Genomic DNA, 12,038 nt, shown 5'->3' with positions numbered 1-12,038 from the left:
GGGGATTCACAAAACCCCACTTATTAAAGTTTCACTTTATCTTCTTTAAAAAACCTTTTGGATTAAATGATATGAAAAACTTATGTTTAGATTCATCGATTATGAAATTGCTATTTTTAGTTAAAAACTCTTCCACAGCTTCCATTGGGCCAGGGCCCCAATCAGGAAGGAGAGGATTTCCGTTAATACTTGTATCTTCTACAATAATGTAACTGCCAGTGGTTACAATAGATTTATAAAGTAAGAGTTCTTTCGATACATGTTCTTTACTATGATCAGAATCTAAAATAACTAAAATCACATCATCAGGTTTGCGCATACTTAATATTGATTGGACGGCCTGTACAGAAACAGATGAAGCTGTTAAATACGTAATTCGATTATGGGATGGCCGATTTGGTTGCGGAGTTATATCGATAGTAAGTACGTGACCTTTTCCAATTAAATCTAACATAGAAGCTAAAAACAGTGCACTACCACCGTAAAAAGTTCCGCATTCAATAATTAAATCAGGCTTTAATTCGTATAATATTTCTTGATACAAAAAGAGATCAGAAGGAAGTTTGCAGATTGGAACCCCGAACCAGTGTGTACCATGTAACCAAACGTTGCTGTCGTAATATTGTTTTAGAAATTCGCTACTAATGTTATCGATTTTGAATTCTCCTTTCTAAAAAGGATTCTTTCATACGTAAAGAGTTTACGTATGAAAGTTGTACTATATATTATGTGGTAAGGGATTATAAGGCGAGTGTTTTCACGTGAAAATAAGCCAAATAACACATGTGGAAAATGAATTGCTTACAAAAGAAGATGTAAATGAAAGGAAATGATCGTATGTATAAGTACACAATTTGCTTCATTAGAAAAGGAGATAGAATACTTCTACTAAATAGAAACAAGAAGCCGACAATGGGAATGTGGAATGGTGTCGGAGGGAAAATAGAAGAGTATGAAACGCCATACGAAGGAGTCATTAGAGAAACCTTTGAGGAAACGGGAATAGAGCTTCCAAGTGTAACGTATAAAGGGAATGTTATTTTTAAAGTTAAAGACGAACCTCGGGGTAGCGAAGGAATGTATGTATTCCTAGCTGATTTACCAGATGGAGTACATATTGATACGCCAGTAAGCACTCATGAAGGTATATTAGAATGGAAGTCAATTGATTGGATATTAGATGGTGATAATAGAGGTGTAGTTAGCAATTTGCAAAGATATTTACCGACATTATTAAGTGAGGACAACAATTTAGAGCATATATTCATATATGATAATCGGAATATTATTGATTACAAAACTACACTTTTGATAGAAGATAATACGAAAAAACGATATGAAAAATATCTCGTTTCTCAATAAGAGAAGAAACGTTAAAATACGAAGAGAAAGCCAAATTCTTTATGGGAATTTGGCTTTTTACAAGGAATGCTAATTCAAATTTTACTCTTCATAATTTGCTTTAATAATAAAGCGGTGTTGCTTCACATCGAAATATCCTTTTTGCAAGATAATCTCATGTATGCGATATAATTCCTCGTTATAGCTTTCTACTGTAAAATCAGGAATTTGCCACGGAATTGCTTGCAAGTAATAGACAACAGCACCGACATCATAAAAACGCTGAAGAGGGAATTCTTCTTTCGCTTCTAAAATAGTAAATCCATTTTTCCTCAATTCACTACATGCCGTTTCGAGTGACCAACTTGAAAATTCGCTATTCAGCGGTGTGCCAAACTGCTCATTCAGTTCCGCACAATCAAGACCACCGACTTGTTGTGTAAGAAATGTTCCATTGATGGAAAGACTTCTTTTCACTTCAGAAGCAGAATAGGATTCATGTTGATTCACAATTAAATCAAACTGACCATCTTGAAATGGTAAAGCAGTATCATCAGTCACTTCTACGACTATAACTCCTAAAGGTTCTAATTTCTTTCGTGCAATTGGGACATTCGGAGCATAGCCCTCAGTCGCATAAATAGTTGACGGGAACGGTTGTAACATAGATAAAAACTCTCCGCCACCAGTCCCCATATCTAGCATTGATTTTGCACGTTGCATAAGCTGGAAAGCAGTGCTACCGTATGACCATGATAGGGGCTCGCTATTCATACGGCCAGTTTCTGAAATGAAAGAGAAATCCCAGCCGCTAAAGTTAGTCTTTGCACTTTCTAATAGTGCTGAAAATAATGGATCACGTTTCATATTGTTGTCCTCCTATTTCGTTAATAAATGATATAGTAAGAAAAGAAAAAGGGAGGACCTCTTATTAAAGTGGAACGGTTTTATGTTTCGTGTTCGAATAGATTCATATAAATTAGCTCCTTGCGAGAATGGTTATTTATATATTCGGGAGTATCGAGTGAAAATCCTTTGGAATTATAAGGGAAGGCAGTTGTTTAATGAAAAATTGGATGAAGTTTACAGACAAAGAGAGCGATCAAATATGGGATAGGGTATATAGTGATTTTGAGTTTTCACCAAGTATTTCTATATTCCCATCATTTAAGGTGCCAAGTCCTTTTGTGACATATGATATTTCTCATTGCTTTGGAGAATCGGTAGATTTAAATGTATATGACGACCTGGAAGAAAAAGCATTACTAGTTTTTAAAGAGAATACAGTATCGGATGAATATATAATGGCACTTGATTGGCAACATGAATGTTACTGGGTAAATCCACATTTAAAGTTTGATAGAAATGAATTTGATGAGTGGACAATCCCGATTTTTCCAAATGGAGATTATTATTTCTTTATTCAGAAGGACTTTAAGTGGGGGTATTTAGGCCATCCTTGGGAGAAGAGTATAACGATATTTGGAAAAGAATTAATAGATGCTTTTGATCAACATAAACCGGAAATGTTTCATAAGATTTTAAGGCAGGGTTAATGTTTAAAAAAGAAAAAACGTTTATACTTCCAAATGAAGTATAAACGTTTTTATTATTAGCTGTTTTCATATAGATTGTTGCTTTCTTTACAAATACTTAAAAACAAAAATCTTTTGGCAAAGTCCCACTTTTTATTACCGTTCTTAATCCATGTTTCATAATCCAAGGATTAACAGGATGGTTTTTATCGAGTAATTCTCGCAACCATTGAAAAACGAGTTCGTTATCTTCTTTCGTAATATCATTAATGTGATTGGCTACAGATTTTTGAACATACTTAGAAGGGTCATTCATTAATGGCTCAAGAAGCTTTAAATTATTTCTGAAGTCACCTTTCAGAGCTCCTATTTTTTTTGCCCAAGGAAGTCTTGGTCTAGTACCTTCTGAAACTAATCTCCTGATGTGGCTGTTTTCATCACGTAACCATTGCTGCAATATGTCCAAGGTTCCTTCATGGTATTTTTCAAGATAAGGACGAATGGCATATTCAGCAGTATTTCTTTTTGTTATTTCATACATTGCATTGAATGAGGATTCAAAATCGTTAAGTCCATATTTTTCAACGTATTTTGCGATAGGCATATACATATAACCCTTTGTAAATGTGCCGACTTCTGTTGTATTTTCTGGTCCTAATGTTTTCAGTAATATATGTATTGCTTCATTAAAATCTTTTTGTAATGCATTGTGTAATTCATCTGCTATTACTTCTATACGTTGCTTTAACTCTAAATTTTCAACTTTATATGTTACGGAATCTACAAAATTTTTTTTAGAGAAATTAGGAACGTGTTTAGAAATAGAATCAGCCATTTTTTCTGCTAATTCTTCGTTAAATAAAAATTTTAACGGAACATATTTACCCATTTTTTCACCCCATTGGTCGGATAAAAACAATGTTTATTTTTTAATCGACAACCCATACACCAACGTCTCACTTGGAGTCGTAATACTAAAACCAGTTGTTTTATAATCAAGTTTTAACGTACCACCAGTGTAGTCTTTCGTGAATGAGTCCATTTGTATAATAAGCTGTTCATCTTCATATACAACATCATCCGCATTATATGTATCCCAAATTAAATCAACATCAACAAAAATGCTGCAAGAGTTTGTCATTGTTCCTCTAATACGAATGATCTTTTTGTCTTCACGTTCTAGTCTATGTATAGCAGCTTTTGCTTCATCAGTAATACGAATGTTCATGTGATCCCAACCTTTAAGTGTATTTACTTTATTATTGCAAAAAGATAAGAAATAGGGAAGTAAATGGAATTGTAATAAAAAAACGAGCAAACAAATTTGTTTGCTCGTTTTGCTATACTCTATTTCAGTTCACATTTATCAAGTGGAATGACTTTCGTTTTCTTAGTAAATTTATAGCCTAACCATAGTACTAAGAAGAGTGGTAAACCGATGTAAGAAACGAGTACACCGTTCCAGTCGATAGATGCTCCTGTAAATGCTCCGTAGTTTTGACCTAAAATAACGATAACACAAAGTGTAAATGCAAAGATTGGACCGAACGGGAACCATTTCGCTTGATATGGTAAATCTTTTAAATCTTTCCCTTGTGCAATATAAGCTTTACGGAAACGGTAATGACTAATAGCAATCCCGACCCAAGCAATAAATCCTGACATCCCAGAAGCATTTAATAACCAAATGTATACAACACCGTCACCGAATAAAGAAGCGATGAAAGCGACGCTACCAACTACTGATGTTGCGATTAATGCGTTAACAGGTACACCGCGGCTATCTAATTTTCCTAAGAACTTTGGTGCTTTTCCTTGGCGAGCTAAATCCCAAAGCATACGAGTTGATGCGTACATTCCAGAGTTACCAGCAGAAAGTACTGCAGTTAAAATAACAGCGTTCATAACAGAAGCAGCGAAGGCAACGCCCGCTTTTTCAAATACAAGTGTAAATGGACTTACTGTAACATCACTTGCTGCAAGGCTATCAGTCGTATAAGGAATTAATAAACCGATAACGAGAATTGCTAAAATGTAGAATAATATAATACGCCAAAAGATAGAACGAATTGCTTTTGGAATATTGCGTTCTGGATCAGCAGTTTCACCAGCAGCTACTCCTAATAATTCAGTTCCTTGGAATGAGAAACCAGCAGCCATAAATACACCGATAATTGCCATGATGCCGCCATTAAATGGTGCATCTGCAACAGTGAAGTTTTTAAAGCCGACCGATTCGCCGCCCATAATTCCAAAAATCATCATAAAACCGACAATTAAAAAGATAATAATAGTAACTACTTTAATAAGTGCGAACCAATATTCAGATTCACCAAAACCTTTAACAGATAAATAGTTTAAGAGAAAAATAATAGCTAAACAAAGTCCACTCCAAATAAGAGAAGGGGTATCTGGGAACCAAAATTTCATAATTAATGTTACGGCCGCTAGTTCAGCTGCAATCGTAATCGCCCAGTTATACCAATAGTTCCATCCAAGTGCAAAACCAAGTGATGGATCAACAAATTTTGTTGCATAAGTACTAAAAGATCCAGTAACAGGCATGTAAGCCGCGAGTTCTGCTAAGCTTGTCATTAAAAAATAAACCATAATTCCAATTGCGGCATATGCGACTAATGCACCGCCAGGACCAGCTGAATGGATAACACCACCACTGGCAAGAAATAATCCGGTACCAATTGTACCACCGAGAGAAATCATCGTAAGGTGACGAGATTTTAATCCGCGTTTTAATTCACCTTGTCCTTGTGTAGTTTGCGTTTTAGAGGTAGATTGATTTGTTGCGCTATTCATGTTCAACACTCCTTTTCTTGTAGGTTAGGAAGGAGCGGGGGAGAAAAATACAAAAAACCGCCAAAGGAATTAGGCGGAACGTTTCACAAATAACCACCCCATCATACCCTTCCGTTAAGATAGCACACCACGTTTACACGGTAATTTTGTAAACGTGACAGTTCTGTTCCTTTCGGAGACAGCCCCAGCTCATATTTCCAGAGAAGAAATATAAACTTCGGCAACTTTTCCTTTCAAACGGAGTCAGTGACATTCGCTGTGTCTCGTCCATTTTACTTTTAAAAGTCGCAACCTCTACCTCATCGGATTGATGAGGATTTATATATTGCTAAGATATTTAATATATGGCAATTGTAATGACTTTCTGAATATATTGCAAGGAATTTTGTTAGGAAAAGTCAAAAAATATCGGTTATTGTATAGGAAACGCTTGCATAACTCCACCCGAACCTACTTTTATGTAACAATAAGCAAAGAAAAAATTGTTATACAAATGTTTCGCAAAAAATATTGAAAAACCCTTTAAAATTAAAAGAAAATTCAGAAAATATAATTCGACATAACTATTAAAAGGGGATTATTCCTTAAATTCGTTTCAAAGAATAAGTATAAATCCGATAAATAGAATGAATATTCTTTTTGTTTCTGATAAAATTGAGGTATTGTTTAATTGAAAAGGGGATATCATTATGAAATTAGAAACGGAAAGATTACATATAGTACCGTGTACAGAAGAATGGATTCAAATTGCGAATAATCAAGGATACAATAGTGGCCCACATATTGTAGGGCATATAGAAAATGTGAAACGAGATGTGGCTTCATTACCGTGGGGACCGTGGTATGTTATTCGGAAAGAGGATGATGTTGTTCTAGGTGATATAGGATTTAAAGGGAAACCGAATGAGCAACATACGGTAGAAATTGGTTACGGATTTATTGAGAAATATTGGAATAAAGGGTATGCAACAGAAGCAGTTAGTGAATTAATGAAATGGGCTTTTCAAACAGGGGAAGTGGAAATGATTATAGCGGAGACACTCCTTGATAATTATAGCTCTATTCGTGTCTTAGAGAAATTACATATGAAAAGAGTAAATAGTACTGAAACGATGGTCAATTGGAAAATAGAAAAATAAAAAATACCGCTCGAAGTAAATCGGGCGGTATTATTATTAATTATGGTAGCATTTGTTTTTGATCTTTCGGATAGCCGGCTGTCGATACGTTAGAACGATTGGAATGATTACGAACAGCAATAAAAATAGATATAATAACGACAAGACCAACTGCAACGTAAGAAAGTGAAATAATAGTTGGATCTACTTTAAATGTAGTAAGCAGTGTACGTATATTCGTAAAGATAATAAGTCCGCCAACGAGTACGCCAAGTAAATGAGAAGGAACGATGCGTACTAACCATGCGGCGATTGGTGCGGCAACAATACCACCAAGCATGAGGGCAAATACCCAAACCCAGCTTACTTGTTCCCAGCCAAGTGAAATGAAAAAGCCAATCGTTGCAGCGAGTGAAACAGGAAATTCACTCGTATCTACAGATCCAATAACTTTTCTAGCTTCATTTCCTCTTGCAAGAAGAACAGGTGTCGTAATCGGCCCCCAACCACCGCCGCCAGTTGAATCGACGAATCCAGCGAATAAGCCAAGTGGTACAAGTTGTTTAGTAGACATACGCTTATTTGAAGAAACAATTTGTTTTTGAATGATGAATCGTAATAAAATATAAACCCCTAAAGTAAATAAAAATATGGAAATGTACGGTTTAATTACATCACCAGGTAAATTGCTTAAAAAACATGCCCCAATAAATGCGCCAATTGCTCCTGGTAATGTAAGTCTGGAAACTGTATATTTATCAACGTTTCCAAATTTGATATGAGATGCACCAGAAGCGGCGGTTGTAACGACTTCAGCTAAATGAACTGATGCGGAAGCTACAGCTGGTGCGATACCAAACATTAATAATAGTGAGGTAGACGTTACCCCGTACGCCATACCAAGTGCGCCATCAATCAATTGAGCGAAAAATCCAATAATAGCAAAGACAATTAATTTCTGCATAAATAATCCCCCTGTAATAATAAATGAAAAAGACACTTTTCCCGTATGAGAAAAGTGCCTTTGGTTTTTCCAATCAGCAATAATTAAATTTGTTTTATTATAATACACATTAATCGTATAAATCAACTGGGTTTTAAAGTTTTTTGAATTGAACGAAAGAAAAATAAAATATACAATAAAAGGATGGAGAGAAAGGGGAGAAAGACTATGTTAGCATTTGATCATCTCGTTCACGCAGTGCATTGTACACCGGAGGAAGCGGCAAAACAAATGCAGGAGCATGGATTTCATACTGCATTAGGCGGTGAGCATACGACTTGGGGTACTTGGAATAGTTTATGTTATTTTGATTTATCATATATAGAATTTTTAGCAGTTCAGCATGAAGAAAAAGCGAAAGAAGCAGAAAATCCATTAGTACAAGAAACAGTGGTGAAATTAAAAAATGGAGAAGGGATGCTACAAATCGCAATTCGAACAGATGCAATTGAAGAACTAGCAGTTAAATTTAGTAAGCACGGCTTACATACGATAGGACCATTTGAAGGGAAACGGATGAGAAAAGATGGCCGGCTTTTAGAATGGAAAATGTTATTTGTAAAGCAAGAAGAGAATGGACCGAAATTACCATTCTTTATACAGTGGAATGAAACGGATGAAGAAAGAAGAAACGATTTACGTAAAATAGGGACGATCACTGAACATAAAAATAAAGTACAAGAAATTGAAACGATTCATTATACGGTGAAAAATGTTCGAGAAACAGTGCGGAAATGGAAAGAAGTAATGCAGCTAACTGCAAATTCAATCATACAAAATGAAGAATGGAATGCTGAGTGTCAAAGTGTATCGTTTGGTGATGTTCATGTGCAGTTTTGTGAACCAGTTGGAGAAGGGCTAGTACTAGAACGTTTGAAGCATCATGGCGAATATCCATTTGCAGTGGAGTTTAAAGGGGAAAATAAACGAGAGTATGAAGTGTTAGGTAGTTTGTTCGTATATTGATAGAGGTGAGTTTTGTGGAAGAAATGTTAAGAGAGATAGAAAGAAAACTAGAGTGGTCACGTATTGTAAAATGTACAGCTATTACAAAAGGTTTTTCACATGAAGAGAAGTATAAAATTGACCTAGAGAATCGAGAAACTTATTTTGTAAAAGTGTGTGATTCTTCTAATTATGAACGAAAACAAGAAGAATATATGTATATGAAACAATTGGAGTTATTACATATTCCAACGCCGAAGTTAATTCATTTCATAAAACTTGAGGGATTAAATAAATGTGTTCAAGTATTTGAATGGACCCAAGGTGTAAATGGTGAAGAGAGCTTAAGCAAGCTATCGGTGGAAGAACAGTATAATGCAGGAAGAAAAGCAGGGGAAATATTAAAGAGAATTCACTCGATAGAAAGAGAAAGTGCAAGTAATAAATGGGAAATATTTAGGTGGAATAAGTATGAAAGGTACATAGAGGCATTAGCAGATTATGAGGTGAATTTTCTGGATTTGAAGCCAGTATTCACCTTTGTAGAAAATCATAAAGACTTATTGAAAAATCGGCCTATCACATTTTTACACGATGATTACCACCCAGCAAATAGTATGATTCATAATAATGAATTTATCGTTATCGATTTTAGTGGATATGATTTTGGCGATCCAATACACGATTTTTATAACGTAGCGATTTTTACTACAAGAATAAGCAAACCATTTGCGGTTGGACAAGTTCACGGTTATTGCGGAGGCGATCCGTCAATCCACTTTTGGAAACTGTATTCATTATATGCAGCGATGACATTCCCAGCGGATATCGTATGGACAAACCGAACTACACCACATTTAGTAGAGGATATGAAAGAAAGATTGAACCGAATTATAGAAGATCATAATCATTTTTCATCTTATATTCCAAAATGGTATCAATCACAACATGAGGATATAATAAACAATAAATAACGGAGGGATTCATTTGGATAAAATTGCGGTAATTTCAGATATACATGGTAATATTCCGGCATTAGAATCAGTACTGAAAGATATTAAATTAAGAGGAATTGAACGTATTATTTGTCTTGGAGATTTAGTAGGAAAAGGTCCGCATTCTAGCGAAGTAATTGAAATCGTTCGTAAAGAATGTGAAGGAACCGTAATGGGAAACTGGGATGATTTCATTACAAAACCGACTGAATTTGAAGCGTTAAAATGGCATCAAAAACAATTGTCAGAAGAACAAAATGAGTATTTAAGAAGCTTACCATTTTCAATCGAGTTTTATATGAGTGGGAAACTGATTCGTATGTTCCACGCTTCACCGAGAAGTTTGTATGAAAGAATTCAACCACATGCAACAAGAGAAGAGTGTATTAGTATGTTCGAAAATAGTGAGCTCACAGAGAATATAGAAGGGGAAAGAAAACCAGATGTCGTTTGTTACGGTGACGTTCATCAGGCGTATGTGCAAAATTTTAGAGGGAAAACGTTATGTAATGCTGGTAGTGTAGGTAATCCACTTGAAATTACACAAGCTTCCTATTTAATTTTTGAAGGAACATACAATGAAAAAGAAGCAGCAAGCTTTTCGATTCAACTCGTACGTGTACCATATGATATTGAACTAGCCATCCGATTAGCTGAAGAGTTGGATATGCCAGAAATTGAGGAATACAAACAAGAGTTACGGACTGCTTTATATCGAGGTTTTAAGGGGAAATAAGGAAAATATAAATCAATAAAAATATATCTATCATAACTTAAAATATTTCAACGATTTTTTTAATATATCGATTTACCAACAAATAGCGATAAATTTAATTTACCGCAATTATATTATGTAAACAACATACAGGAGGGAATGTCATGCTCCGAAAACAATACATGAAAGAAATTGCTGATCATATTTTAACGTTAAAATTAACCCATCCAATAAGAGTTGGAGTAAATGGTATAACAGCTTCAGGAAAGACAACATTTGCAAACGAACTGGCAGAGGAAATGAAAAATCGGGGAGTGCAAGTAATACGCACCAGCATTGATGATTTTCATAACCCGAGAGTGATTCGTTATGCACAAGGAAAAGAGTCTGCAAGAGGGTATTATGAAGATGCACACGATTATACAGCTTTCAAAGAAAGGCTATTAAAACCTTTAGGACCTAACGGGAATTTACAGTATGAAACGATTTCTCATAACTTAATAACGGACATGCCTGTACATAATACGCCGCTAGTGGCCTCGCCAACTATGGTGCTAATAGTAGATGGAACATTTTTATTGAAAAAAGAAATTGAGTATCTATTTGACTATAAAATTTTCGTAGATACAGATTTTGAGACTGCGAGAAACCGTGGTGCAGAGCGCGAGACTGAGGCTTTTGGAAGTTATGAAGAAGCAGAGAAAATGTTTATAAACAGATATCATGCGGCTTGTAAGATGTATATAGATGAGCATAATCCGAAAGAATGTGCGAATGTTATATTTCAGAATAGTAATTTTGATGATCCGGTAGTTGTATTTAAATGAATTTAAAATCGTTTATATAGCAAAAAGTTCGTGAAAGGGGATGTGTTGGGTGGATAAAAAAGATAATCCGAACGATTGGCCTGTATGGGCGAATGAGTCAGTAGAGATAGTTAATGCAAATCCTGATTGGCAAGATAAAGGACGATGTGAAGAACAGCAACTTTATGAACTGCTTACTCCTCTCGGTATTAGCAAAGTAATACATATAGGAAGTACATCCATACCTGGTTTACCTGCAAAACCTATCATTGATCTAATGGCTGAAACAGACTCATTTGATAGAGTGCTCGATATTTCAGCAAAATTGTCTATATATGATTGGCATTATGTAGGCCCGGAATTAGATGAAAGACCTTGGAGAAGGTTCTTTGTGAAAGTGAAGAATAATAGGCGTGTAGCTCACCTGCATTTAATGGTTAAAGGAACTGAGCGATGGGAGCAACAACTTTTATTTCGTAACCGCTTACGAGAAAATCCACAATTAGTTTATGATTATTCAAATCTGAAACAAGATTTAGCTAAAAGATATAACCAAGATAGAGAAGCATACACAAAAGCTAAAACAGAGTTTATTAAACGAGTTCTAAAATGATTTAATTTTTGATTGTAAATACGTTTGAATACAAATGAAAAAAATACTTTATTTTATAACTTAAACTTACATGAAATGCATGCAAACAAAGTGAGAAGCTTTGGTGTTCCAATGTATTTCCTTTTATTTCTCGGGAGAAATTTATATAATTGA

At 35.0% G+C, this 12,038-nt stretch carries 14 protein-coding genes and 1 riboswitch; of the genes, 8 read left to right on the top strand and 6 right to left on the bottom strand.

Annotation, left to right across the window (positions count from 1 at the left end):
• Positions 1-31: 31 nt before the first annotated feature.
• Entirely contained in the window at positions 32-655 is a 624-nt protein-coding gene (locus QCI77_RS15325; RefSeq protein WP_078178857.1) for a cephalosporin hydroxylase family protein, read from the bottom strand.
• Positions 656-837: 182 nt separating this feature from the next.
• On the opposite strand from QCI77_RS15325, the gene QCI77_RS15320 reads away from it, so the two are divergent.
• Entirely contained in the window at positions 838-1,362 is a 525-nt protein-coding gene (locus QCI77_RS15320) for an NUDIX hydrolase (protein WP_341114643.1), read from the top strand.
• 81 nt (positions 1,363-1,443) lie between these two features.
• Here QCI77_RS15320 and QCI77_RS15315 read toward each other — a convergent pair whose 3' ends face one another.
• Positions 1,444-2,208, bottom strand: a complete 765-nt coding sequence (locus QCI77_RS15315) for a class I SAM-dependent methyltransferase (RefSeq protein WP_201031324.1) — start codon at positions 2,206-2,208, stop codon at positions 1,444-1,446.
• 197 nt (positions 2,209-2,405) lie between these two features.
• On the opposite strand from QCI77_RS15315, the gene QCI77_RS15310 reads away from it, so the two are divergent.
• The gene (locus tag QCI77_RS15310; protein ID WP_193653747.1) at positions 2,406-2,897 is read left to right on the top strand and encodes a DUF2716 domain-containing protein; all 492 of its coding nucleotides are present in this window, start codon (positions 2,406-2,408) and stop codon (positions 2,895-2,897) included.
• A gap of 97 nt (positions 2,898-2,994) precedes the next feature.
• Here the strand turns inward: QCI77_RS15310 and QCI77_RS15305 are convergent, their stop codons facing one another.
• From QCI77_RS15305 to QCI77_RS15295, 3 genes are all read right to left on the bottom strand, one after another.
• Entirely contained in the window at positions 2,995-3,765 is a 771-nt protein-coding gene (locus tag QCI77_RS15305; protein ID WP_353825170.1) for a DNA alkylation repair protein, read from the bottom strand.
• A 33-nt stretch (positions 3,766-3,798) separates the two neighbouring features.
• Positions 3,799-4,104 (bottom strand): iron-sulfur cluster biosynthesis family protein, encoded by a 306-nt coding sequence (locus QCI77_RS15300; RefSeq protein WP_002013598.1) that lies wholly within the window; start codon positions 4,102-4,104, stop codon positions 3,799-3,801.
• A gap of 119 nt (positions 4,105-4,223) precedes the next feature.
• Positions 4,224-5,690, bottom strand: a complete 1,467-nt coding sequence (locus QCI77_RS15295; RefSeq protein ID WP_016095732.1) for an amino acid permease — start codon at positions 5,688-5,690, stop codon at positions 4,224-4,226.
• Between the two features lie 112 nt (positions 5,691-5,802).
• Positions 5,803-5,995: riboswitch (Lysine riboswitch) on the bottom strand.
• 384 nt (positions 5,996-6,379) lie between these two features.
• On the opposite strand from QCI77_RS15295, the gene QCI77_RS15290 reads away from it, so the two are divergent.
• Positions 6,380-6,829: a GNAT family N-acetyltransferase gene (locus tag QCI77_RS15290; RefSeq protein WP_113935796.1), complete on the top strand. Its 450-nt coding sequence runs from the start codon at positions 6,380-6,382 to the stop codon at positions 6,827-6,829.
• Between the two features lie 40 nt (positions 6,830-6,869).
• On the opposite strand, the gene QCI77_RS15285 is transcribed toward QCI77_RS15290, so the two are convergent.
• Positions 6,870-7,772, bottom strand: coding sequence for a sulfite exporter TauE/SafE family protein (locus tag QCI77_RS15285; protein ID WP_002185506.1), 903 nt, complete (start codon positions 7,770-7,772; stop codon positions 6,870-6,872).
• Positions 7,773-7,979: 207 nt separating this feature from the next.
• Between QCI77_RS15285 and QCI77_RS15280 the strand changes: the two genes are divergently transcribed.
• The 5 genes from QCI77_RS15280 (at position 7,980) to QCI77_RS15260 (ending at position 11,885) form a co-directional block, all read left to right on the top strand.
• The gene (locus QCI77_RS15280; protein ID WP_353825169.1) at positions 7,980-8,777 is read left to right on the top strand and encodes a VOC family protein; all 798 of its coding nucleotides are present in this window, start codon (positions 7,980-7,982) and stop codon (positions 8,775-8,777) included.
• A gap of 14 nt (positions 8,778-8,791) precedes the next feature.
• Positions 8,792-9,730, top strand: coding sequence for an aminoglycoside phosphotransferase family protein (locus tag QCI77_RS15275; protein WP_215589840.1), 939 nt, complete (start codon positions 8,792-8,794; stop codon positions 9,728-9,730).
• Between the two features lie 13 nt (positions 9,731-9,743).
• Positions 9,744-10,487, top strand: coding sequence for a metallophosphoesterase family protein (locus QCI77_RS15270; RefSeq protein WP_353825168.1), 744 nt, complete (start codon positions 9,744-9,746; stop codon positions 10,485-10,487).
• A 143-nt stretch (positions 10,488-10,630) separates the two neighbouring features.
• Positions 10,631-11,293 carry an AAA family ATPase gene (locus QCI77_RS15265; RefSeq protein WP_002142335.1) on the top strand — a complete coding sequence of 221 codons (663 nt, stop codon included), beginning with the start codon at positions 10,631-10,633 and terminating at the stop codon, positions 11,291-11,293.
• 49 nt (positions 11,294-11,342) lie between these two features.
• Positions 11,343-11,885, top strand: a complete 543-nt coding sequence (locus QCI77_RS15260) for a GrpB family protein (RefSeq protein ID WP_002142334.1) — start codon at positions 11,343-11,345, stop codon at positions 11,883-11,885.
• Positions 11,886-12,038: the final 153 nt, after the last annotated feature.

The sequence above is a fragment of the Bacillus cereus group sp. MG9 genome, assembly GCF_040459995.1.
GTDB classification, from domain to species: Bacteria; Bacillota; Bacilli; order Bacillales; family Bacillaceae_G; genus Bacillus_A; species Bacillus_A mycoides.
The sequence above is the reverse complement of the archived record's forward strand: the minus strand, read 5'-3'. Positions and strand labels throughout refer to the sequence as shown.

Excerpts from the sequence above, each read along its gene's own strand:
- QCI77_RS15290 (WP_113935796.1), top strand. The coding sequence starts at position 6,380 with ATGAAATTAGAAACGGAAAGATTACATATAGTACCGTGTACAGAAGAA.
- QCI77_RS15315 (WP_201031324.1), bottom strand. The coding sequence starts at position 2,208 with ATGAAACGTGATCCATTATTTTCAGCACTATTAGAAAGTGCAAAGACT.
- QCI77_RS15285 (WP_002185506.1), bottom strand. The coding sequence starts at position 7,772 with ATGCAGAAATTAATTGTCTTTGCTATTATTGGATTTTTCGCTCAATTG.
- QCI77_RS15300 (WP_002013598.1), bottom strand. The coding sequence starts at position 4,104 with ATGAACATTCGTATTACTGATGAAGCAAAAGCTGCTATACATAGACTA.
- QCI77_RS15305 (WP_353825170.1), bottom strand. The coding sequence starts at position 3,765 with ATGGGTAAATATGTTCCGTTAAAATTTTTATTTAACGAAGAATTAGCA.
- QCI77_RS15295 (WP_016095732.1), bottom strand. The coding sequence starts at position 5,690 with ATGAATAGCGCAACAAATCAATCTACCTCTAAAACGCAAACTACACAA.
- QCI77_RS15280 (WP_353825169.1), top strand. The coding sequence starts at position 7,980 with ATGTTAGCATTTGATCATCTCGTTCACGCAGTGCATTGTACACCGGAG.
- QCI77_RS15320 (WP_341114643.1), top strand. The coding sequence starts at position 838 with ATGTATAAGTACACAATTTGCTTCATTAGAAAAGGAGATAGAATACTT.
- QCI77_RS15310 (WP_193653747.1), top strand. The coding sequence starts at position 2,406 with ATGAAAAATTGGATGAAGTTTACAGACAAAGAGAGCGATCAAATATGG.
- QCI77_RS15265 (WP_002142335.1), top strand. The coding sequence starts at position 10,631 with ATGCTCCGAAAACAATACATGAAAGAAATTGCTGATCATATTTTAACG.